The 21,404-nt window shown below is 69.6% G+C and carries 20 protein-coding genes, 2 tRNA genes and 1 pseudogene; 7 read left to right on the plus strand and 16 right to left on the minus strand.

What is annotated here, in order from left to right:
* Window positions 1–407 precede the first annotated feature (407 nt).
* The gene (locus ACH54P_RS20310) at window positions 408–1,076 is read left to right on the plus strand and encodes an HU family DNA-binding protein (protein WP_489914994.1); all 669 of its coding nucleotides are present in this window, start codon (window positions 408–410) and stop codon (window positions 1,074–1,076) included.
* Between the two features lie 123 nt (window positions 1,077–1,199).
* Here ACH54P_RS20310 and ACH54P_RS20315 read toward each other — a convergent pair whose 3' ends face one another.
* Window positions 1,200–2,039, minus strand: coding sequence for an oxidoreductase (locus ACH54P_RS20315; protein WP_489914996.1), 840 nt, complete (start codon window positions 2,037–2,039; stop codon window positions 1,200–1,202).
* A gap of 100 nt (window positions 2,040–2,139) precedes the next feature.
* Between ACH54P_RS20315 and ACH54P_RS20320 the strand changes: the two genes are divergently transcribed.
* Window positions 2,140–3,042, plus strand: coding sequence for a LysR family transcriptional regulator (locus tag ACH54P_RS20320; protein ID WP_489914998.1), 903 nt, complete (start codon window positions 2,140–2,142; stop codon window positions 3,040–3,042).
* Between the two features lie 125 nt (window positions 3,043–3,167).
* On the opposite strand, the gene ACH54P_RS20325 is transcribed toward ACH54P_RS20320, so the two are convergent.
* The 6 genes from ACH54P_RS20325 to ACH54P_RS20350 form a co-directional block, all read right to left on the minus strand.
* A complete protein-coding gene (locus ACH54P_RS20325) occupies window positions 3,168–3,581 on the minus strand; it encodes a histone-like nucleoid-structuring protein Lsr2 (protein WP_489915000.1) in 414 nt (137 codons plus the stop codon).
* 198 nt (window positions 3,582–3,779) lie between these two features.
* Window positions 3,780–3,974, minus strand: coding sequence for a hypothetical protein (locus ACH54P_RS20330; RefSeq protein ID WP_489915002.1), 195 nt, complete (start codon window positions 3,972–3,974; stop codon window positions 3,780–3,782).
* Between the two features lie 701 nt (window positions 3,975–4,675).
* A complete protein-coding gene (locus ACH54P_RS20335; protein WP_489914994.1) occupies window positions 4,676–5,344 on the minus strand; it encodes an HU family DNA-binding protein in 669 nt (222 codons plus the stop codon).
* Between the two features lie 318 nt (window positions 5,345–5,662).
* Window positions 5,663–5,914, minus strand: coding sequence for a hypothetical protein (locus ACH54P_RS20340; protein WP_489915004.1), 252 nt, complete (start codon window positions 5,912–5,914; stop codon window positions 5,663–5,665).
* 32 nt (window positions 5,915–5,946) lie between these two features.
* On the minus strand, window positions 5,947–7,497 hold the full coding sequence (locus ACH54P_RS20345) for a hypothetical protein (RefSeq protein WP_489915006.1): 1,551 nt from the start codon (window positions 7,495–7,497) through the stop codon (window positions 5,947–5,949).
* A 62-nt stretch (window positions 7,498–7,559) separates the two neighbouring features.
* Window positions 7,560–7,814: a hypothetical protein gene (locus ACH54P_RS20350; RefSeq protein ID WP_489915008.1), complete on the minus strand. Its 255-nt coding sequence runs from the start codon at window positions 7,812–7,814 to the stop codon at window positions 7,560–7,562.
* A gap of 351 nt (window positions 7,815–8,165) precedes the next feature.
* Here ACH54P_RS20350 and ACH54P_RS20355 point away from each other — a divergent pair, with 351 nt between their 5' ends.
* On the plus strand, window positions 8,166–8,543 hold the full coding sequence (locus ACH54P_RS20355) for a hypothetical protein (protein WP_489915010.1): 378 nt from the start codon (window positions 8,166–8,168) through the stop codon (window positions 8,541–8,543).
* An 82-nt stretch (window positions 8,544–8,625) separates the two neighbouring features.
* Window positions 8,626–9,309 (plus strand): DUF6766 family protein, encoded by a 684-nt coding sequence (locus ACH54P_RS20360; RefSeq protein ID WP_489915012.1) that lies wholly within the window; start codon window positions 8,626–8,628, stop codon window positions 9,307–9,309.
* 57 nt (window positions 9,310–9,366) lie between these two features.
* Here the strand turns inward: ACH54P_RS20360 and ACH54P_RS20365 are convergent, their stop codons facing one another.
* The 3 genes from ACH54P_RS20365 to ACH54P_RS20375 all read right to left on the minus strand — a co-directional run bounded on the left by ACH54P_RS20365 (window position 9,367) and on the right by ACH54P_RS20375 (window position 11,162).
* Window positions 9,367–9,720, minus strand: a complete 354-nt coding sequence (locus ACH54P_RS20365) for a hypothetical protein (RefSeq protein ID WP_489915014.1) — start codon at window positions 9,718–9,720, stop codon at window positions 9,367–9,369.
* Window positions 9,721–9,988: 268 nt separating this feature from the next.
* A complete protein-coding gene (locus tag ACH54P_RS20370) occupies window positions 9,989–10,360 on the minus strand; it encodes a hypothetical protein (RefSeq protein ID WP_489915016.1) in 372 nt (123 codons plus the stop codon).
* 472 nt (window positions 10,361–10,832) lie between these two features.
* Window positions 10,833–11,162: a LysR substrate-binding domain-containing protein gene (locus tag ACH54P_RS20375; RefSeq protein ID WP_489916542.1), complete on the minus strand. Its 330-nt coding sequence runs from the start codon at window positions 11,160–11,162 to the stop codon at window positions 10,833–10,835.
* Between ACH54P_RS20375 and ACH54P_RS20380 the strand changes: the two are divergent.
* Together ACH54P_RS20380 and ACH54P_RS20385 are read left to right on the plus strand one after the other, a co-directional pair.
* Window positions 11,104–11,394 (plus strand): annotated as a pseudogene (locus ACH54P_RS20380) (CocE/NonD family hydrolase C-terminal non-catalytic domain-containing protein); the annotation flags it as partial. The gene ACH54P_RS20375 and the pseudogene ACH54P_RS20380 overlap by 59 nt on opposite strands.
* A 158-nt stretch (window positions 11,395–11,552) precedes the next feature.
* The gene (locus ACH54P_RS20385; RefSeq protein WP_489915018.1) at window positions 11,553–11,963 is read left to right on the plus strand and encodes a histone-like nucleoid-structuring protein Lsr2; all 411 of its coding nucleotides are present in this window, start codon (window positions 11,553–11,555) and stop codon (window positions 11,961–11,963) included.
* Between the two features lie 336 nt (window positions 11,964–12,299).
* Here the strand turns inward: ACH54P_RS20385 and ACH54P_RS20390 are convergent, their stop codons facing one another.
* The 4 genes from ACH54P_RS20390 to ACH54P_RS20405 all read right to left on the minus strand — a co-directional run bounded on the left by ACH54P_RS20390 (window position 12,300) and on the right by ACH54P_RS20405 (window position 16,773).
* Window positions 12,300–15,344, minus strand: a complete 3,045-nt coding sequence (locus ACH54P_RS20390; RefSeq protein ID WP_489915020.1) for a hypothetical protein — start codon at window positions 15,342–15,344, stop codon at window positions 12,300–12,302.
* Between the two features lie 395 nt (window positions 15,345–15,739).
* Window positions 15,740–15,815, minus strand: a tRNA-Glu gene (locus ACH54P_RS20395).
* Window positions 15,816–15,916: 101 nt separating this feature from the next.
* Window positions 15,917–15,988: transfer RNA gene (locus ACH54P_RS20400), tRNA-Gln, on the minus strand.
* A 50-nt stretch (window positions 15,989–16,038) separates the two neighbouring features.
* Window positions 16,039–16,773: an HAD family hydrolase gene (locus ACH54P_RS20405; RefSeq protein ID WP_489916544.1), complete on the minus strand. Its 735-nt coding sequence runs from the start codon at window positions 16,771–16,773 to the stop codon at window positions 16,039–16,041.
* 529 nt (window positions 16,774–17,302) lie between these two features.
* Here ACH54P_RS20405 and ACH54P_RS20410 point away from each other — a divergent pair.
* Complete coding sequence (locus tag ACH54P_RS20410; RefSeq protein ID WP_489915022.1) at window positions 17,303–18,541, plus strand: FAD-dependent oxidoreductase; 1,239 nt, start codon at window positions 17,303–17,305, stop codon at window positions 18,539–18,541.
* Between the two features lie 47 nt (window positions 18,542–18,588).
* On the opposite strand, the gene ACH54P_RS20415 is transcribed toward ACH54P_RS20410, so the two are convergent.
* Both ACH54P_RS20415 and cimA read right to left on the minus strand, forming a co-directional pair.
* On the minus strand, window positions 18,589–19,359 hold the full coding sequence (locus tag ACH54P_RS20415) for a fumarylacetoacetate hydrolase family protein (protein ID WP_489915024.1): 771 nt from the start codon (window positions 19,357–19,359) through the stop codon (window positions 18,589–18,591).
* Window positions 19,360–19,390: 31 nt separating this feature from the next.
* Entirely contained in the window at window positions 19,391–20,995 is a 1,605-nt protein-coding gene (cimA, locus tag ACH54P_RS20420; protein WP_489915026.1) for a citramalate synthase, read from the minus strand.
* Window positions 20,996–21,404 lie beyond the last annotated feature (409 nt).

Raw genomic sequence — 21,404 nt, forward strand, 5'->3', positions numbered from 1 at the left:
TCCGCCTGGAACCACGGCGAAGGGGCTCCGGCGGCCCCCGCGACGGCCCGCCGGAGGGGCCGGGATCCCCGATCGCTGCGCGGGATCGGGGCCGGCGTGGCCTCAGCCACACGCCGGGACGCCCCGTACCGGCGTGTCGGGCGAAAAAGTCTTCCGAACGGCTTCGGGTCCTATATGGACGACCACTGTGGACGGCCGAGAGACCCTGTTTTGCCTGCTCAGCGCGGTGGTCGAGGTCCGGTTTCTCGCATCGAAGGTGTCCGGGGAAGGTCTCCCAGGAGGCGGAACCCGCCCCCGTACAAGGAAATATTTCGACCCCCAGTTGGATTTTGTGCGGTATTGGTAATACCGTGTGCAGTGTCGGCCGAGATGGGCCGTGACTAGTAGTTCCACTATGGAGGACTGGAATGACGAACAAGGCCCAGCTGATCGAGGCGCTGTCGGAGCGTCTGGGCGACAAGAAGGTGGCTTCGCAGGCCGTTGACGGTCTGGTGGACATCATCATCCGGACGGTCAACAAGGGCGAAAAGGTCAACATCACCGGGTTCGGGGTGTTCGAGAAGCGTGCCCGTGCCGCGCGCACCGCTCGCAACCCGCGTACCGGTGAGGCCGTGCGGGTGAAGAAGACGAACGTGCCCGCGTTCCGGGCCGGGACCACGTTCAAGGACGTCATCTCCGGGACCAAGAAGCTGCCGAAGGCCACCCCGGTCAAGCGCGCCACCGCCGCGACCAGCACGCGAGCGACCGCGACCAAGACCGCCGCGGCCGCCCCGGCCAAGGCCACCACCACCCGCACCACCCGGGCGGCTGCCGCGAAGCCGGCCACCACCCGCTCCACCACCACCCGGACCCGCGCCACCGCGGCCAAGCCCGCCGCCAAGGCCACCACCGCCACCAAGGCCGCCCCCAAGGCCACCGCGACCAAGACCACCGCAGCCAAGCCGGCCGCGGCCAAGGCGAGCACCACCCGGGCCAAGGCCACCGCCAAGCCCGCCGCCACCAAGACCGCCGCGGCCAAGAAGACCACCGCCGCCAAGGCCCCCGCCAAGCGGACCTCCGCCGCCAAGAAGAAGTAACACCAGCTCCACCGCCGGAAGGGCCCCACACCACAGGTGCGGGGCCCTTCCGCCGTTCCGGGCACCCCGTCCGGCTGCCGGTACCCGGGGTTCGCCGTCAGCCATCGGCGAACCACGGCCCGGTCAGGAAGCCGTCGTCGAGCGGCTGAGCGTCTCCCACCGGGCGACGTCGGCCAGCAGGGCCTCGTGGTGGTCGCGCAGCCCGTCGACCGCGTCTTCGCCGAGCAGGAAGTGCAGCGGCGGGTTCTCGGCGCTCAGCACCTCGATGATCGCCGCGGCGCCCTTCGCCGGGTCGTTCGCCTCCTGGCCCACGACACCCTTGACCATCCGCCGCAGTTCGCCGGAGGTCGCGTCGTAGGCCGGGTTCTCGGGGGTCCACTGCAGACTGGTGCTGAACCGGGTCCGGAACATCCCCGGTTCCACCACCAGGACCCGGATGCCCAGCGGGGCCAGTTCGAGCGACAGCGCCTCGCCCAGCGCCTCGAGCGCGTGCTTGGTGGCGTTGTAGCCGCCCAGCCCCGGGAAGGTCATCACGCCGCCGAGCGAGCTCATCACCACGATCGTCCCGCTCCCCTGCTCACGCAGCACGGGGAGGACGGCCCGGGTCAGCTCCACCGCGCCGAAGTAGTTGACTTCGAACATGCCCCGCAGGTCCTCGACCGGGGTTTCTTCGACGGCCCCGATCACGCTGACGCCGGCGTTGTTCACCAGGACGTCGATGCGGCCGAACACGGCCAGCGTCGCTTCGACCGCCGCACGGACGGACGCCGGGTCGGTGACGTCCATCGCCACGGTGCTGATCCGGTCGCCCCCGGCCCGCGAGAGGTCCGCGAGGGTCTCCGGGCGGCGCGCGGTGGCCATCACCCGGTCGCCGGCGGCCAGCGCTGCCTGCACGAGCTCCCGGCCGAAGCCGCTGGAGCAGCCCGAGATCAGCCAGACGCGGTCCGGTGTTTCGTTCGTCATTCCGATGCCTTTCACGTTGTTGTTCACCGAGGTCGATGGTCGTCTCGGTGTCCCCGCGTCGTCCAACACCGGTTACCTGTCGTGGTTGTAAGCTTTTCCTGTGACCCCCGATCTGCGGCAGCTGAGGTATTTCGTCGCCGTCGCGGAGGAGTCCAGCTACACGCGCGCCGCCGAACGGCTCGTGATCAGCCAGCAGTCGCTGTCCCAGCAGATGACCCTGCTGGAGCGCATGCTGGGCGTGAAGCTCTTCGACCGCGACACCCGTGGCACCAGCCTGACCGCGATCGGCGCGTTGTTCCTGCCCGAGGCCCGTGCGGTGCTCGCCCGCGCCGACGAGGCGTTCGACGTGGTGGCCCGGGCCGCCCGCGGGGAGGTCGGCAGCCTCTGCCTCGCCTTCCTCGCGACCACGACGAACCACCTGCTGCCGCCGGTGGTGCGGGCCGTCCGGCAACGGCTCCCGGAACTCCGGCTGAGCACGGAGGAGACGACGATCGCCCTGCTGGTGGAGGGGCTGCGGAAAGGCCGTTACGACGTCGCGTTCACCCGGCCGCCGCTCGTGGACGACCTGGAAACCCGGACGCTCGTGAGTGAACCGGTGTGCGCGGTCCTGCCCGAGGGGCATCCGCTGGCCGGTCGCGCCGAAGTGGCCCTGGCCGAGTTGGCCGGCGAACGCTGGGTGCTGACCCCGCGCAGTTCCTGGGAACCGTGGCACCGGGCGTTCGACAACGCCTTCGAGGCGGCCGGGTTCACCCCCGACGTCGTCCACCGGGACGCGAGCGTCCAGGCGCTGCTCGGCCTCGTCGCGGCCGGGGAGGGCATCACGCGGCTGGCTCGCTCGGCCGGAAACCTGCGCCGCACCGGCGTGGTGTTCGTGCCGATCGCCGGGGAACGCGTCTCGACCGAGGTGGTCTGGTCGGCGGGCAACGACTCCGCCGCTCTGCGCGCGCTGCTGGACGTCGTCACCGAGGTGGCCGCGTCGACGGACCTGACCGCGTCCGGCTGACTGACCGGCTGGTCCGGGGATGGGCTACGGCGGAAGGGGCCTCCGTCGGCGGCGAGGGTGTTCGGCCCTGGCCGCCAACGGTTCGGCTGCGTGATCTCTCCCCAGTGATCTGCCGGCCACCGCCGTTACTTCTTGGCGGCGGCGACCTTCTTGCGCGGGGCGCGCTTGCGCGGCGCCGCGGCGGGGGCCTCGGCCTCGGCGACCTGGGCCTGCTCGTAGGCGGCGATCACCTCGGAGGACAGGCGGCCCCGCTCGGAGACCTCGTAGCCGTTCGCGTTGGCCCAGGCGCGGATCTGCTGGTTGCGCTCGCGGTCGGTCGTGCTGGTCGTGGTCGACTGGCCGGTCGCGACCCGGACCTTCCGGCCCCCGATCCGGCGGCCGGCCGCGATGTAGCGGGCGAGCGCGTCGCGCAGGGCGGTGGCGTTCTGGTCCGACAGGTCGATTTCGTAGGTGACGCCGTCGAGGCCGAACTGAACGGTCTGGGCGGCGGTGGTGCCGTCGATGTCGTCCAGGATCTCGACGAGGACTTTCTGGGCCACGGGAATGCTCCTCAGCTGGATGTGCGTCCGTGAACGTGACGTGTGACAAGTTGCACAATGGCCGACGTTCTTCGGTGGAGTGTATCCACTCGGGGATCGGTACGGCAATTTTCCGGGTTCGACGGTCCTGATAGGACTCACCGCGCACGGGAAAGGCCCCGCACCTGGGGGTGCGGGGCCCTTCCGGGATCGCCGGAATCAGGTTCCCGATGGAGTGGAACCCTGCTCGCCGTGGTGGTAGGGCGGATCCGTCTCGAGCGCCTCGTCGGCGTCCCCCTCGGCCGGATCGGCCAGGTCGGCCTTCTCGGCGGCCTCTTTCGCTTCCTTGATGTGCTGCCGGCTGCGGGCAAGGTCCGCTTCGGGATCCTCCGGCCGGTTCTCGTCCGCCGTCATCGCCACTCCTCGCCGAGGTCGTCGGGCCGCTTCTTCACCCTCGACGGCTACCCCGGAACGCGGGGACGCAACCGTGGCATGATTCCGAGAATCGAGGCTCTCGGGGACGCGTCCGCGGAATTGTTTCGCGACTCTCGAGGTGAAGTGGTGAGCGGGTGACCGGCACCGGTTCCGGGGAACTTCGGAGGGGTAAACGGCGTTCAAGCCGGCTTGCCTGAGAACGGTGGGGGAGTTGCCGTGGATGGCCTCGCCGCTGATCCTCGCGGAGCGGGCATTCGCTGGGGGAGGTCGGCCCGTGCGGGCTCCGGGCTCCCGGCCCGGAATCACTCATCCCGAGCCGCGTCATCGGCGGGCTGGGGTCAAAGGTGGTCGTGGCCTGGGATTCGCCGAGCGGGCATTCGCTGGGCGAAGGTCCGCCCGTGCGGGCTCCGGTGAGCTGGGCCAAAGGCGGCCGTGGCCAGGGATTCGCCGAGCGGGCATTCGCTGGGCGAAGGTCCGCTCGTGCGGGCTCCGAGCGCCCGGCCACCGGCGAGCTGAGTCGAAGGCGGCCATGGCCAGGGATTCGCCGAGCCGCAGCCGGGAGGCCTCGCCCAGGGGCCCGGTCTCGCCCGAGCCGTGTGCAAAGCCGCGTCCGGGGACCTGGAAACGGCGGAAGGGCCCCGCACCTGTGGTGTGGGGCCCTTCCGGCGGTGGAGCTGGTGTTACTTCTTCTTGGCGGCGGAGGTCCGCTTGGCGGGGGCCTTGGCGGCGGTGGTCTTCTTGGCCGCGGCGGTCTTGGTGGCGGCGGGCTTGGCGGTGGCCTTGGCCCGGGTGGTGCTCGCCTTGGCCGCGGCCGGCTTGGCTGCGGTGGTCTTGGTCGCGGTGGCCTTGGGGGCGGCCTTGGTGGCGGTGGTGGCCTTGGCGGCGGGCTTGGCCGCGGTGGCGCGGGTCCGGGTGGTGGTGGAGCGGGTGGTGGCCGGCTTCGCGGCAGCCGCCCGGGTGGTGCGGGTGGTGGTGGCCTTGGCCGGGGCGGCCGCGGCGGTCTTGGTCGCGGTCGCTCGCGTGCTGGTCGCGGCGGTGGCGCGCTTGACCGGGGTGGCCTTCGGCAGCTTCTTGGTCCCGGAGATGACGTCCTTGAACGTGGTCCCGGCCCGGAACGCGGGCACGTTCGTCTTCTTCACCCGCACGGCCTCACCGGTACGCGGGTTGCGAGCGGTGCGCGCGGCACGGGCACGCTTCTCGAACACCCCGAACCCGGTGATGTTGACCTTTTCGCCCTTGTTGACCGTCCGGATGATGATGTCCACCAGACCGTCAACGGCCTGCGAAGCCACCTTCTTGTCGCCCAGACGCTCCGACAGCGCCTCGATCAGCTGGGCCTTGTTCGTCATTCCAGTCCTCCATAGTGGAACCAACCGTCAGGCCCATCTCGGCCGACATCACACAGAGTATTACCAGAACGGCACAAAATCCAAACATGGTGACCCGTAACTCCGTTGTGTCGTGGGGGAAGTCTGCCTCACGACACCGTCGGACACGCACCCCGTCCGGCGGCCCGAACCCGCACGAGACGCCCCTGACCTGCGACTCTTCCCTTCACGGCGCAACGCGTCCATATAGGACAGGACGTCCTCAGTCGCTCAGTTGTTCGACTGGGCTTCGCGTAAAACCCAAGCGGCTCAACGAGTGTTCGCCGCCGGGAGGGCGGCTCAGGCCGACGCCGGGCGCGCCCGCACCCGGCGCCACTCCCACACCGTGACCGACGCGAACACGGCCGTCGCGGCGAAGGCCACCGCGGTGAACAGCCATTCCGCCGCACCGCTGCCGCCGTCGGGGGATTCGCCCGTCAGCTGCTCGATCCAGTCCCGGGCCACCAGGGTCAGGACCAGGGCGACGGCGCTGATCGTGGTGAGCGCGGCTTCGACCGCGACGCGAAGCTTGCGTGCTCGTGGAGTACTCATGACTTGCGGCCTCTCCTCGGTTGTCCGGCTTCTCAGTACTTCGCGGCGTTGATCCGGGTCCGCCAGCTGTTGCCCGCTCCGGCGTACTCGCCGTAGCTCCACACGGTGCGCGCGTCGGAAGGATCCCTGGCGATCCCGAAGTAGTCACCCCACCGGCCACCGGTGTAGGCGCTTTGGCCGGCGACCACCGTCGCGCTGCCCTGCAGCGAGTTCACGGGGTCCGTGGCCAGCCGCCCGGTCTGGCGCAGGTGGCCGTACTCGTCGGCCGCGGACCGGCCGAAGGCGACGTGCGCGTTGCGGGAGATGTCCGTCTGGATCACCGGGAAGAAGTAGTGCCGTCCGGCCGCCCCGAACGCGCCCTGCTGGGCCACCGTGGCCGTGGGGACGTCGATCTCGTACCACTGCACCACCGAGCGCGCCTCGCTGTCGCCGGCCCAGCTGTAGGCGGAGGTGTGCGCCGTCCACACGCGCTGCGTGCCGCCCGCCGACTGGAAGACCGCGTTGAGGAGCCGGATGTCGTTGGTCGCGATCCGCGTCGCGCCGCCGTCCTTCTGCACCGCGCCCGGCGGCATGCTGTAGCCGCGGCACGCCACCGCGGACGACGTCAGCGACGGCGCGCCCCCGGACCACAGGGCCAGCGGGTTGGACAGCGTCCACAGCGTGAGGCTCGAGCCCGACGGGAACAGCGAGTTGACCAGGTAGGCGCGGGGATTGCCGCCTTGTCCCTGGAAGTGGCAGCACGGCTGGACGGTGAACGCCGCGCTCCCGTCGGGGTTCTTGAGGTTCCAGGAGTCCCACCAGCGGATCGTGTGCTGGGGACCCGCGCCACCACCGTAGAGTTCCGCCTTGTTGAAGATGCGCACCTTCGCGTGCGAGAACCCGCCGCCGAAGGCGAACTGGTTGGTCGAGACGTAGATCGCCTGGGTGTCGAACCCGAGCATCGGGTAGTCCGACCAGTTGTTCGTGGCCGTCGAGCCGTTGGTCGTGGCGTCGGTGCTCCAGATCCAGTACGCGCCCGCCGGGTCGTCGGTCTGGGAGACGCCGAGCAGGATCCACGCTCCCTGCGGAGCCGCGCGCCGGCCCGCGATGCAGACGATCCACCGGCCGCTGTAGTGGTCGTAGGCGAGCTTCGGATCGAACAGCTGCGCCCCGGCCGGCAGCACGGGGTTGAACAGCGCGGTGAAGTTCGCCCACCGGAACGCCTGCAACCCGCTCTTGTCGTACCCCACCAGATCGACGTTGACCGCTGCCAGCACCCGGCTCGGTCCGACGGCGACCGTGCAGTCCGGCGGGCGGAACGCGGTCTGCGAGATCCCGTCGAAGCTCGCGGACGCGGCCGGGGCCAGGCCGCCGGCGGGTTCGTCCTCGGGCGGGTTCTCCTCGGCCGCTTCAGCCGACGCTTCCTCGTCCACCTGTGCCTCGAGCACGTCTCCGGTCGCGAGCGGGGCGAGGTCGTGCGTGCGCGCGTCGACCTTCATCCGCTCGAACTCCTCGACCGGCACCGGGAACCGGTGGACGAACAGCGGCGACCGGACCGGCGACGGCGGGGTGGCCAGCAGTTCGTCGACCGTCAGGTCCGCCATCGCGCGGGACGTACCACCGCCGGAACCGCCGGCTCCACCCTGAGGCTCCTGTGCATCGGGCATCACTGGTCATCTCCTTCTTCCTTCGGTGCCGCTTCGTCCGCCTGGGCAGGTGCGTCGGTTTCCTCCCGATCGCGGTGTCGTTCGGCTGCTGCCTTCAAGCGCGCTATTTCCGCGGGGGTCATCGGCATCCCGAGCGGGATTTCGACCTCGCCCGCCGATTCGGACGGCTCGTCTTCGGAGGGCCGTCCGGCCGGCCCGTTTTCCGTTCCGTCTCCGCGTCCCGCCTCGGAGCGCGGCCACTCCCGATCGTTCACCGGCTGTCCTTCGACCATCCACGGGTGGGCGTGCTGCACAGGAAAGTCGCCTTCAGGCACAGGCCTGATACCAGTGGGTGCGCAGTTTCAGCCGAATGGCCCAAGAAAGCCCCGGGCGTGCATTGTTGCCGCCACAATCGAACTGTTCAGGAAAATCCGACACCGGACAACGACCGAAAATGTTGTCCCCCAAGGCCGATATCCGGCCGGTCCGGGCCAAGATACCGGAGAACGGCTCGCCCCGCTTTCGGCGGCCGGTTGGACGTCTCGGCCGCGCCCGGCCCCGCCCCGGCCGGACCGGCGCCGAGGGGGCTCCCGTGTGAACTCCGGCTCCCGGGGGTATTCCCCCTTGTGCGCAAGATCATCGCCGGACTCGGCGCCGCAGCGGTCCTCCTCTGCGGGTGTTCAGCCGCGGACACCTCGTCCGCGGAAGACGCGGTGCAGCGGTTCCTCGCGGCGGTCGCGGACGGCGGCGGGTCGGCCTGCGCGTTGCTGGCTCCCCGCGCCCGTGACGCCCTGGGCCCGGCCGGCTGCGCCGCCGGTTCACCGGTCGCCCGGCTCCCCCACGCCCCGCCCGGCCCGGTCGTCGTCTGGGGCGACGAGGCCCAGGTCCGGACCGCGGCCGACACCCTGTTCCTGCACGACTTCCCGGACGGCTGGCGGGTCACCGGCGCGGGCTGCCGGCTCCGCAACGAGCAGGTCTACGACTGCACGGTAGGTGGCCGATGAGAGCACGTGGCGTCTACATCGGGTATCTCGTCGTCGTCCTCGGCGGCTTGGCGTACTTCCTCCTGATCGGGGTGCTCGGACGATGAACCGGCTCGGTACCTTCCTCCGCGACAACGGCCTTTCCCTCGGGTTCGGCGCCCTGTTCCTGGTGAGCCTCGTGGGCCAGGCGCTGTCCGGTTTGGCCGACTTCAACGACAAGCAGCTCGCCCGCGGCACCGACCCCGTCAGCCTGGGCCACTACCTGACGTCCTCGTCGTTCGCGGTGGACGTCGCGGAGAACTGGCAGTCGGAGTACCTGCAGTTCTTCTTGTACATCTTCGCGACCGTCTGGCTGGTCCAGCGCGGCTCCCCCGAGTCGAAGCCGCTGAGCCGGGTGGGGATCGAGAGCGATCGCGACCAGCTGGTCGGCCGCTACGCCAAGGCCGGTTCGCCGCCCTGGGCGAAGGCCGGCGGCTGGCGGACGGCGGTGTTCTCGCGCTCGCTGGGACTGGTCATGGGCACGATCTTCGTGCTTTCCTGGCTCGCCCAGTCCGTCGCGGGAGACGCCGCTTACAACGCCGAACAGCTCAGCGGCTTCGGGGACCCGGTGTCCTGGCCGGAATACGTCGTGTCGGCGGACTTCTGGAACCGCACCCTGCAGAACTGGCAGTCGGAGTTCCTGGCCATCGGCTCGATGGCGGTCTTCGGCGTCTACCTGCGCCAGCGTGGTTCGCCGGAGTCCAAACCGGTCGGCACCCCCCACGGCGTGACCGACGAGTCGGGCTGAGACAGCAAAAAGCCGCCGCACGGAGAAGCTCCGCGCGGCGGCCTGAAGGGGTCCCGGTCAGTCGCCCTGCGAGGATCCGCCGTCCTCGATCGATCCGGCGGCGCAGTTGTCCGGGGTGCCACCCTCGGCCTCGTGCCAGCCGGGCGAGAGCACCGGCACGCCGACGCCTTCGGCGACGTGGTGGACCGGGACCTGCACCCCGAGGACGTTGACTTCGTTGTCGCACACGCCGCCGACGAGGTTCACGTTGTGCAGGGCGTCGAGGCCCTGGACGTTGCCGACGAGACCGAACTGGTCGTTGTGGTCGATCGGCTGGCCGGCGACGGTGATGTCGGTCGCGGAGGCGGATCCGCCGAGGATCGCCATGCCGGCGGCCAGGGTCGTGGCGACGAAGCCGAGCTGCTTGATCACGGGAAAAACTCCTGAAGTGGGTCTGCGGTCCCGGTCCGGGGCCGCGCTGGTGGGGGTTCACGGGGGTGGGACCGGGGCACGCGTCGCTCCGCGTGCCCGGCCCCACCCGTGCCGGCGCCGCACGGCGTCGCGGCGTGCCCGGGACGGGGAACCGGAGTGTGCAGCTCGCTCCCTGTTCCGGGCACGCGGTACGACGTCACGCGCGGTGCCGGATTCCGCGCCTGGGGCCGGCGTCCGCACACACCACGGGCGGCCGCGGCGCGGAGACTCAGTCGCCCTGGCTCGTGCCGCCGTCGGCGATGCCGCCCGACGCGCAGTTGTAGGGCGATTCGCCGCTGGCCTCGGACCCGCCCGGCGACAGGATCGGCACGCCGATGCCGTTGAGCGAGTCGTGGATCGGGACCTGGACGCCCAGGACGTTCACGTCGTTGCCGCACACGCCGAGCGTGCCGTTGACGTTGTGCAGCACGTCGGTGTTGCTCAGGTTGAGCAGGCCGAACTGCTCGGTGGAGTCGGAGCCACCGAGGTAGTGACCGTGGTGGTGCACGTGGCCGTCCGGGGTGTCGGCCGCGGCGACACCGCCGGCCAGGAACGCGCCCGCAGCCATGGCAGCCACGACGAAACCAACCTTCTTCAACATGGAGACTCCTCTAATAGACGATCACAATGGGGAGGACGGGGTGTGTTCTCCGCCCTGCGCGAGAGGGAACGTACTGACAAATCCCGCGCCATTCACACTTCATTCCACCATCGTGTGCGCGTCCAAAGCTGCTGACCGGGCAGTGGTTGCCCCGATCGAGTCAAATCCGATTCACGGCGCCGAGAAGGTTTGAACCGCGGCAAGACCGGTTGCGCCATGGACACCTTGATCCTCCTCGCGACCTGACGCAAGAGTGAACCCGGAAACCGCCGGGCCGTGGACCCGCGGCTTCGCACACACGTTCAGGCCACAACCACCCGAAGAACAGCGAGGAAATCGAGCCGGGTTGCCTATGATCGAATCACGGTGTCCCGGTCTCCCGGAGGCACCCGTCAGGTGAACCGGCGAGGTACGAACCCCCAAGCCAAGCCCGCAGCCGGGCGACGCGCGGCCTCGCCGGTTCCCTACGAATTCACCTCCGCGATTCCCGTGCCCCGCCGGACCGGCTGGCGTCGGTGACGGCGTTCAGGAACGCGCGAGCCGCGGGTGAAAGCGGCCGGTGCGGGACGCGGACGACGGCGATGCGCCGTTCCGTGCGCGGTGTGCCGAGGGGCCGGTGGTCCAGGCCCGCGAACCGGACGAGCGGAAGCACGAGCCCCGGCACGGACGAGACACCCAGGCCGCCACGAGCCCGGCCACGGCAGACGCTCGCAAGGAGAACGCGTGGCTTCTCGGCGACCGACGGCAACCTCGCGGTGGTGGTGTCGGACGTGGGCCCGGACGGCACGGCCGTCCGCGTCACGCAGGGCCGGCTGAAGGCGAGCCACCGCTTCGGCCACGAACGGAAGCCACCGGTCCGCCCCGGCGTGGCCCGCGACCTCCCGGTCCACGTCCGGCCCACCCGCCACCGCGTCCCGGCGGGACACCACCTGCAGGTCACGGTGGCCGCCGGCGACTACCCGGAGATCGACTCGGACGCCCCGGGCGGCCGGGTGCCCTTCGCCGGCGGCACCGTCCGGATCACGCGTTCCTGATTGCGGTCGCTTTTTCCGGCCGCGGGAGTGATTTGCTGCATCTGGCGGAATGGCGGAGAAATTTCCCCAGACCAGCGGGTATGGCTATACTCCACAGTGGAGCAACAAATTCGTGTGCCAAGTCACAACGCGCCCCGCATCAGGATCAAGGAGCAGGAATGGCCCAGAAGGTCCTCGTCGAGATGCTCGACGACATCGACGGCACGCCCGCCGCCCACACCGTCCCGTTCGCGCTCGACGGCGTCACCTACGAAATCGATCTCTCGGACGACAACGCCAGCGCCCTGCGCGACGAACTCGCCCGCTACATCGCCGCCGCCCGCCGCACCGGAGGCCGCAAGGTCCGCGTCGCAACCGGCCAGTCGACGACGACGGCGTCCGACCGCGAGCGCAACCAGCAGATCCGGGCGTGGGCCAACGCGAACGGCTACGAGGTCTCCGAGCGGGGCCGCCTGTCTTCCGAGGTGATCGCCGCCTACGAGCAGGCCCAGGTAGCGGAGGCCGAGCCCCCCGCGGCGGCGCCGCGCAAGCGCGCCCCGCGCAAGAAGGTCGCGGCCGCGAAGAAGTAACGGCGGTGGCGGCAGATCACTGGGGAGAGATCACCGCAACCATTCCGTCGGCGACGAGCCCACGAACTCTCGTCGCCGACGGCCACTTCTTCCCCGAACCCGTCGAATTCCACTGTTTGTGATCGGGCCGACACTCAATGGCCGGAGCGGCCCACTCGCACTCCGTTGAGCAACCCGCGAGGATCACGCGTCCCCACCCGGAACAGAGCGAGAACAAGCTCCGTCGGATTCATGATTCGCTTTCGCAGCCTGCGCGCGAAGACCAAACCCATCACCAAGGACGCGGCACGCGCCACTGCGGCCGGATCGGGTTGCTGCTCACGGGCCGTGAACGTACTACCGGGCGAGTTTCGAAGCGGCAGCCGCCCAAGGCTTCGCCAGCTCACCCCTCGGGGTCACACCATACGTCCGGAAGTCCTTGAGCATTTCCTTGTTCCGAGCCACGTGCATGGTCTGGACGATCTTCTGCTGGACGTCACAACCGGACGCCAGTGCGACGAAGTACTCGTCGAGCGCTTTCGTCGGGTTTTCGTGCCGGCACCAGAAGTCGGCCAGGGCCACCCGCGACGGCAGATCGCCGGCGTCCCGTCCGCGGATGAGCAGCCTCTCCGCGTGCTCTGTCTTCTCGTGAACCAGGAGAGCGACCGCGGTTCGTGCCACCGCCGTCGTGATTCCGCGCTCGATCTGCGCCTCGACGATCGCGACCACCTCGTCGGCGTTGTCCTCGTGCTCCCGGGCCAGGATGATCACTTCGTGGATCTCACTGCGGATGTTCGCCTTGATCCGGGCGTCCCGGAGCCGGCGAGCGGCTGACTCGTAGCGCCCCAGCTCGAGGAGCACGTCCACGGTACGCAGCCACGCCGGTCCGTAGCCCGCCGCTGCCGCCGCGGGGAACCAGTACTCGACGGCTATCACGATCTTGTCGTTGAACTTGGGCCAGAGGTTCGCGCCGGTGTTGGCGACGTGGCGGCGCTGCGCCTCCAGTTCCCGGTACCCGATCTTGAGCAGGCTTTCGGCCACCCAGTTCAGCGCCTCACCGCGGCTGACGTGGACCAGACGCGCATACTTCTCCGCGGCGGCGTGGAACGTCTCGTCCACGAGCAGGAAGTCACTGATCGGTTCCAGCACCCCGGGATCGGCCAGGTCGACCCCGCCGAGGTACCACTCGATCGCCTCCCGGGCCTTCCCCGAGCGGCACATCGCACCGGCGACACGCTGCCGGAGGGCGGCGGACGCCATTCCCACGCGCTCGGCGCGCTTCACGAAGTCACCCGCGACGTCTTCCCAGCCGACTTCGGCGGCCGCTTCGGCAGCGCGAGCCCAGGCCGCCGTGTCGCCCAGGTCGGCGGCGTCCCGGAAGCCCTCCAACGCCCTCTGCAGCAAACCCTTGCGCGCGAACATCTCCGAGATGGCCGTGAGCACGGCAGGGTTCTCGACGGCAGCGGCCCTCGCGTGCTGGAACGCTGCGTCGAGGAAGCCGGCCTGCGCGTAGACCATCGCCATCGCGGTACGAGCACCGTCGACGCCGTATTCGACTGCGGTGTCACACCACGAAAGCGCGTCTTCGGCTCGATCGTGCTCGGCGAGCAAGCGGGCACCGTAAAGGTAGGCCAGGTGATCGCCGCCCTGCCCACGCTCGTGGAGCCAGCGGGTCACATCTTCTATCCGCCCTTCGTCTCGGGCGATCATCAGCTCGATGATCTTGCCGCGGGTGTCGATCCCCGGCTGGTCCAGCAGATCCGTCAACCACTCGATCGCGGGTTCGTACCGGTTCTCCGAGTAGCCGTCCCACAGACCGCCGTCGGTCGTCTTGTCGGTCATCAGGTCCGCCGCGGCTCCTGCCGCGCTCAGCACGCCTTCCTTCGCCAGCGCCTGGTAGCCGCCGACGGCCGAGGCCGGCTTGTTGGCGTCCGCGAGCGCCATCGCCATGAGGACCCGGGCGCGATCACTCGAGCCGGCCACCGGCTCCAGCCACCGCATGGCCTCGACTCGACGCTGTGCGGCAATCAGCGTCTCGGCCGCGTCGAGGCGCGCTTCGTCACTGCCGGCCGAGGCCAGTTCGGCGTAGACCTCGACGACGTCGTCGACTCGCTTCGCGTCGCGGAAAAAGTCGATCAACGCCTCGGCGGCGCCAGGCACGTTCTCGTCGGCGGCCCGGCGGTAGAACTGGTTGCACTGGAGCAGAAGTCGACGACGACGGCACTCGGCCGCCAGCACCATGAGGCTGTCCGTCGCAGCGAATTCGACCAGCGCCGCCCAAAGACCCGCTTCGGCGGGCTGCGGTGCCTTGTTGTCCTTGACGAAGCGCCGATCGATGTGCTCGTCCAGCCGAAGCCATTGGCCATGGTCACCGTCGGCGTTCACCGGTGCCGCCTTGTCGGTCAGCAGGCTGGCGCCCCCGGTGCCACGCCGGGTCAGTTCCTCCAGCGCCACGGAGAACCAGTCCCCGTCGAGTTCCTCCAGCTCCGGTTCGGTGAAGAAGCCCAGCGAGCCACGCTCCAGAAGGTTGCGCGAAATCCAGCGACCATGACCGAGCCGGCGAACCGCCACGCCGCAGCGCAGGATCGCGCGCGCGGCCGGGGTCGCGGCCTCGACGGCACCGTCCAGCCAAGGTGCGGCGGCGAGGTACTGGATGACCCGGCGACCGGCGGCCCTGGTGCCGGCTTCGGCCAGCCGCGGGTCTCCCGACTCGGCCGCTTTCCTGACTTCCGCTTCCGTGAAGCTGTCGGGCACCACGACCTGACTGCCCGCCAGCAGCAGCCGGACCTGCTGGTACTGGTCTTCTCCCGGCACGGACGGCACAGCGGTGAGCGACTGCCAGACCCGCGGGGTGAAGGTGCAGATGATCAGGTTCGGGCCCCGGGTCGGATCCCCGAGCAAAGCGCGGAGGGCAAGAGCGACCTCATTGCCGGTTTCCGGGCCGGCGTTGACGAAGTAGCGATCGGCTTCCACCAACCAGTACCCGGTCTTGGGCGGCATCCTCGCGATCTCCGCGAGCAGGGTGACGGGATCGCTGGGGCTCGTTCCCGGCCACACGTACCAGGAGTTCAGCAACGGTTCGCGCGCACCGCTCGCACGATGGTGCATCGCCTCCCAGGCGGCCCGCTTCCTCCCCGTCGCGGGTTCGCCGATCAGCGAGACGATTCCGCTGACTCCGGCTTCCGCGCGCTCGACCAGGGCGACGAGCGGCTTGTCGTGCTCCCTGGCGACGTAGGGAGTCAAGAGGGGCAAGTCGGCGTCCCCGACCTCGCTCCGCAACGACGCGATCTCCAGCTGCTGGGGAGAGCACTCGGGAAGAGCGAGTGCCAAACGGCTGACGGCGGCGTCGGAGGCTGTCTTGCGCGTCGTGGTGTGCGGACGGACGTTCACGTGCGGGTTCACGGTTCCTTCGTGTCGAGCGGCTCGCGCAAGGGGCCCGAGTCCCCACGACCGGCACCACCCCCTGCTGTCTCGACCGTCGTCGTTCCGCTTCTTCCCGTCCACCGCCATCCCGCTCGAAGCGCCGAGCGGTCCCGCCGCCGCGACGACGGTCACCCGGAAATTCGTTACCTCTTGCGGACAGTCTTCACCCGATCGGGGAGTTATTTGTGCTGGTCAAAGCGTTCCTCACCCGCCACAGGTGTCGCCATTCGCGACAGCAGCTCAGCGTCAACGCACGACGTGACGATCATGGTCGGACTGCCGATTGATCATCTGCCGAAGAGGGCCGTGGAAAAGATCTCCGCGCATGCAAAAAGCTCGGCTGACCTGGGTCAGCCGAGCTTGATGGTAACTACTGGTACCCCCGATGGGATTCGAACCCACGCTACCGGCGTGAGAGGCCGGCGTCCTAGGCCGCTAGACGACGGGGGCTTAGGATCTTCCCTGGTTTCCCAGGGGCTTTTCTGTTTTTCTTGCTGGAGAGAACTTACCAGAGGCGATTTCTCGCTTCGCAGGGGGGTCACTCTCCGCAGCTGGGGTACCAGGACTCGAACCTAGACTAACTGGACCAGAACCAGTCGTGCTGCCAATTACACCATACCCCAGTGAGGTACTTCACCGACCTGGTCGGTTCAGCACCGCACGGAGAGAAATACTAGAGCACGCCGTTCCGGACGGTGAACGCGGGGGTGTCACTGCCGCGCTGGGCGGGGACCCCGATCGTGGCGTACTCCGAAACCAGCAGCTCAGGCAGCTCGGCGAGGCCGGCCAGCGTGTGGACGCCCTCGGGCGCGCGCTCGGCGATGCCGTCGCGGTCGAGCCAGACCGCGCCCAGGCCGGCGTCGCGGGCGCCGATCGCGTCGGTGTCGAGTTTGTCTCCCACGTGGACGGCCTGGGCGGGGGCGCAGCCCAGGCCGAGGCAGACCGTGTGGAACATCACCGGATCGGGTTTCGCGACGCCGAGCTCGCCGGCGATGGCGACGTGGTCGAAAAACGGCGCGAGGCCCAGGTCGGCCATTTTCTTCCGCTGGTGCGACCCCGACGCATTCGTCACGGCGGCCAGCGTCAGGCCGGCGGCGCGGAGCCATTCCAGGCACGGGAGGACGTCGTCGAACAGCTGCCAGGAGTGGTCGAGCAGCTCTCTTCGGCGACGCTCGAACGAGCTCACCTGCTCGGCGTCGGCGAAGATGCCGATCTCGGCGAGGAAGCAGTCGGTGCGCCGCTGGTGCATGGTCGCGTAGTCGAGCTCGCCGGCGACGACGAGGGCGACGTGCTCCTCGGTGATCAGGTCCCACAACGGCCACAGGTCGCCCCGGCCGGTGAGGATGTGCAGGCTGCGGCGGATCGCGGCGGTGCAGTCGATCAGGGTGTCGTCGATGTCCAGGCACACCAGCCGGAGCTCGGGCGGCGCCCAGGGCTCGTGCGCCGCCGCGGCGGGCGGGGCGGTTCGCGACGGGGTCCGGGGTGCCAGGGCGAAATCCACCCAGTGAGGCTAGGGCAACCGCAGCGTTCGCGACGCTGCCAAAGAGGTGATTGCCGCTCCCCTGTTCCGGCGCACCGGCTCTACTCCCAGTTGGCGAACCGTCGCCTGTCGGTTATCCGACCGATGCCGGACGAAGAGTTCCAGCCGGGCAACTCCATCCCAAACTGACACAAAACCCTTACCGGGCTTGAAAATCCGACCGTCCACATGGACACCGGCCCCCGGAAGGGCACCGGCGGTACCGGGCCGGCGCGTGACCCGGTTCACGAGCCCACCGGACGGTCGCGTTTGGACAGTTTCCCCGAATCACCGCGATCCACGAGAAGCGCCCGGCGTAGCCCGATCAGCGTATCCCCCGCCACATCGCTTGACGCGGGCTGCGGCCAGGTGCATCCTCGAGTTATTCAACAGGCGATGAATAGGGGAGATGGTGGAGATGACCGAGCGCACGCGCTGCGTCGTCATCGGTGGCGGGCCGGCCGGGATGGTTGCGGGACTCCTGCTGGCCAGGGCCGGTGTCGAGGTAACTGTGCTGGAGAAGCACGCCGATTTCCTCCGCGACTTCCGCGGGGACACCGTCCACCCGTCGACGCTCACGCTGCTCGACGAGCTGGGCCTCGGCGAGAAGTTCCACGCGCTGCCGCACAGCGAGCTGACCGCGGCGGGGTTCCCGACCGAGAACGGCGAGATGATGAAGCTCGCCGACCTGAGCAGGCTGAAGGTGGCGCACCCGTACATCGCGATGGTGCCGCAGTGGGACTTCCTCGACCTGCTCGCCGAGAGCGCACGCAAGGAGCCGACGTTCGTCCTGCGGATGGAGACCGAAATGACCGGTCTCGTCCGCGAGCACGGCCGGGTCGAGGGCGTCACCTACCGCACCAGTTCCGGCGAGACCGGCGAAATCCGCGCCGACCTGGTGCTCGCCGCGGACGGCCGGTGGTCGCTGGCCCGCCGCGAGGCCGGCCTGGTGCCGCACGAGTACGACTGCCCGTTCGACGTCTGGTGGTTCCGGCTCTCGCGCAAGGAAGGCGACGAGGGCGGGATGCTGACGCCGAAGATGCACGACCGCCGGTTCGCCGTGCCGCTGCCGCGCCCGGACTTCTTCCAGATCGCCTACCTCAGCCCGAAGGGGGCGGATCTGCGCAAGGAGGGCATCGAGGCGTTCCGCGAAAACGTGACGCTGATCTGCCCGGAGTTCGCCGACCGGGTGGACGAGCTGAAGTCGATGGACGACGTGAAGTTCCTCGACGTGCGGCTGAACCTGCTGCGCAAGTGGCACACCGACGGGCTGCTGTGCCTCGGAGACGCGGCGCACGCGATGTCGCCGATCGGCGGGGTCGGCATCAACCTGGCGGTGCAGGACGCCGTCGCGGCGGCGACGCTGCTGGCCGAGCCGCTGCGGCGGGGCCGCCCGTCGGAGGCGGACCTGGCGAAGGTGCGCGCGCGGCGGCTGGCGCCGACGGTCCTGGTGCAGGGGCTGCAGCGGCTGCTGCACCGGGCCGTGATGCGGCCGGTGATGGCGGGCAAGCGCAACGGCCCGCCGGCGCCCATGATCAAGCTGTTCGCGCGGTTCCCGCGGCTGTCGTACATCCCGGCGCGGCTGCTGGGCCTGGGCCTGCGCCCGGAGCACGCCCCGGCCTACGCGCGGCGCCCGATGGAGCCGGTGCAGCGGTAGCCGGAAAGCCGTGAAGGCCACCTCGCGGTGGCCTTCACGGCTTCGGCTCAGATGTCTTCGACCGGGTTGGTCAGGGTGCCGAGGCCGTCGATGGTGATCGAGACGCTCTGGCCGCCCTCGATCGGGCCGACGCCCTCCGGGGTGCCGGTGAGGATGACGTCGCCGGGCAGGAGCGTCATGACGCCGGAGACGAACTCGACCAGCTCGGGGATCTTGTGGACGAGGTCGGAGGTGCGGCCGTCCTGCTTGAGCTCGCCGTCGACCTCGGCCTTGAGCGCCAGGTCGGACGCGTCGATCGACGTCTCGATCCACGGGCCGAGCGGGCAGAAGGTGTCGAAGCCCTTGGCGCGGCCCCACTGGCCGTCGGACTTCTGGAGGTCGCGGGCGCTGACGTCGTTCGCGATCGTGTAGCCGAGGATCGCGCTCGCGGCGCGCGCGGCCGGGACGTTCTTCACCGGCTGGCCGATGACGATGGCGAGCTCGCCCTCGAAGTCGACCCGGCCGATGCCCGACGGGCGGCGGATCGGCGCGTGGGGGCCGATGACCGTCGTCGACGGCTTGAGGAACAGCATCGGGGCGGCGGGCACCTCGTTGCCGAACTCGGCCGCGTGCTTGGCGTAGTTGCGGCCGACGGCGATCACCTTGGACGGCAGGATCGGCGCGAGCAGCCGGACGTCGGCCAGCGGCCACCGCTTGCCGGTGAAGTTGGGCTTGCCGAACGGGTGCTCGGCGATTTCGAGGACCTGGGCGTCGTCGCCGTCGCCTTCGATCGAGGCGAACGCGACACCACCGGGATGAGCAATACGGGCTAGGCGCACGCGACCAGTCTACGTGCGCCCCACCCGTGAGTCAGGCCACGGTCGTGCTCTTGTGGACGAGCGCGTCGCACAGCGCCAGCCAGCTGGCCTCGACGATGTTCCCGTGCACCCCGACGGTGGTCCACTCCCGTTCCCCGTCGGTGCTCTCCACCAGCACCCGGGTGACGGCGTCGGTGCCGGGGTGCCCCTGGAGGATCCGCACCTTGTAGTCGGCCAGCTCCACACTGTCCAACCAGGACAGGTGCGGCGACAGGGCCTTCCGGAGCGCGGCGTCGAGGGCGTGCACCGGGCCGATGCCCTCGGCGGTGGCGATGACGCGCTGGCCGCCGACGTGCACCTTGACCGTCGCCTCGGCCATGACCTCGGCGTCCGGGCGGTGGTCGAGCACCACGCGGTAGGACTCGAGCTCGAACGGCGCCTCGGCGGGGACGTCGGCCTCCTGCCGCAGCAGGAGCTCGAGGGAGGCGTCGGCGGCCTCGAAGGACCAGCCCTCCGCCTCGAGGCGCTTGACCTTCGTGATCGCGCTCGTCAGCGCTTCGGGCCGGCCGGCAAGGTCGACCCCGAGCTCACGTCCCTTGAGCTCGAGGCTGGCCCTGCCGGCCATCTCGGTGACCAGTACCCGCATGTCGTTGCCGACGGAAGACGGATCGATGTGGTTGTACAACAACGGATCCACCTTGATCGCGCTCGCGTGCAGTCCCGCCTTGTGAGCGAAAGCCGACGCCCCTACGTAGGCCTGGTGGGTGTAGGGGGCGAGGTTGGCGATTTCGGCAAGGGCATGGGAGACCCGGGTGAGTTCGGCGGCGCCTCCGGTCGGGAGGACGTCCATGCCGAGCTTGGTCACCAGGTTTCCCGTCACGGCGAAGAGGTCGGCGTTGCCGGCCCGCTCCCCGTAACCGTTGGCGGTGCACTGGACGTGCGTCGCGCCGGCCTGCACCGCGGCGACGGAGTTCGCCACGGCGCAGGAAGTGTCGTCCTGACAGTGGATTCCGAGCCGGAATCCGGTCTTTTCCTTGATGGCCGAGACGGTCTCGGCGAGCCCGAGCGGCAGCTGGCCGCCGTTGGTGTCGCAGAGCACGAGGACGTCGGCGCCCGCGTGCGCGGCGGCGTCGAGGACCTTGAGGGAGGTCTCGGGAGAGTGGGCGTAGCCGTCGAAGAAGTGCTCGGCGTCGAGGAAGACGCGGCGGCCTTCCTTGGTGAGGAACTCGACGGTGTCTTTCACCATCGCACAGGCTTCGTCGACGTCGACGCGGAGAGCGCGTTCGATGTGCCTGAGGTCGGACTTCGCGACGAGCGTGATGACCGGCGCTTCGCTGTCGAGCAGGGCCCGCACCTGCGGATCGGCGTCGGCGGTGGTCCCGGCCTTGCGCGTCGCCCCGAACGCGACGAGGGCGGCGTGCTTGAGCTGCAGTTCGCCCTTCGCGGCGCGGGCGAAGAACTCCGTGTCCTTGGGGAGCGCCCCGGGCCAGCCACCCTCGATGAACCCGACGCCGAGCTCGTCCAGCAGCCGCGCGACGGCCAGCTTGTCCTGGACGGAGTAGGAGATGCCCTCCCGCTGCGCGCCGTCGCGCAGGGTCGTGTCGTAGAGGTGGAAGGCGTCGCCGAGGGGGGTATCGGCGGGCTCCTTGCGGGTCACGGTCATCTCCTCGTTCTCGGGCAACAAAAAAACCTCCCGCAGGGTGCGAGAGGTTGCGCGCCGGGTGCTCGGTGGGAGCTATCGTCCGGCGCGCTCGTCGATAATGATCGCGAAGCTGGTCACGGTCGCATCATGCCACAGGGTTCGCGGAGAAGTCCACAAGCTGGGTCCAGACTCCCACGATCCGGGAATCCCCCACCGACCAAGCCCCACCGCTCCCTGGGGGCTGACCCCGGTCCAGTCTATCGGCGGGGCCCGACAGAACCGGCGGAAAAGCCTCTCGACGGCTCGGTTGTCCACAATGCGGCGCTGCTGTGGAAAACCACGGGCCGCGGCAGCTGGCCTGGCGGCCCGCGAACTCACCTCCACGCCCCGGGGCGCAGGCGGCCGAGCTACGGCGGATCGAACG

This window comes from Amycolatopsis sp. N2S4-7 (assembly GCF_058119595.1).

What these genes read in the sequence shown, in the direction of transcription:
- ACH54P_RS20310 (WP_489914994.1), top strand. Translation starts at nt 408, where the DNA reads ATGACGAACAAGGCCCAGCTGATCGAGGCGCTGTCGGAGCGTCTGGGC.
- ACH54P_RS20315 (WP_489914996.1), bottom strand. Translation starts at nt 2,039, where the DNA reads ATGACGAACGAAACACCGGACCGCGTCTGGCTGATCTCGGGCTGCTCC.
- ACH54P_RS20330 (WP_489915002.1), bottom strand. Translation starts at nt 3,974, where the DNA reads ATGACGGCGGACGAGAACCGGCCGGAGGATCCCGAAGCGGACCTTGCC.
- ACH54P_RS20335 (WP_489914994.1), bottom strand. Translation starts at nt 5,344, where the DNA reads ATGACGAACAAGGCCCAGCTGATCGAGGCGCTGTCGGAGCGTCTGGGC.
- ACH54P_RS20340 (WP_489915004.1), bottom strand. Translation starts at nt 5,914, where the DNA reads ATGAGTACTCCACGAGCACGCAAGCTTCGCGTCGCGGTCGAAGCCGCG.
- ACH54P_RS20345 (WP_489915006.1), bottom strand. Translation starts at nt 7,497, where the DNA reads ATGGCGGACCTGACGGTCGACGAACTGCTGGCCACCCCGCCGTCGCCG.
- ACH54P_RS20360 (WP_489915012.1), top strand. Translation starts at nt 8,626, where the DNA reads ATGAACCGGCTCGGTACCTTCCTCCGCGACAACGGCCTTTCCCTCGGG.
- ACH54P_RS20370 (WP_489915016.1), bottom strand. Translation starts at nt 10,360, where the DNA reads ATGTTGAAGAAGGTTGGTTTCGTCGTGGCTGCCATGGCTGCGGGCGCG.
- ACH54P_RS20385 (WP_489915018.1), top strand. Translation starts at nt 11,553, where the DNA reads ATGGCCCAGAAGGTCCTCGTCGAGATGCTCGACGACATCGACGGCACG.
- ACH54P_RS20410 (WP_489915022.1), top strand. Translation starts at nt 17,303, where the DNA reads ATGACCGAGCGCACGCGCTGCGTCGTCATCGGTGGCGGGCCGGCCGGG.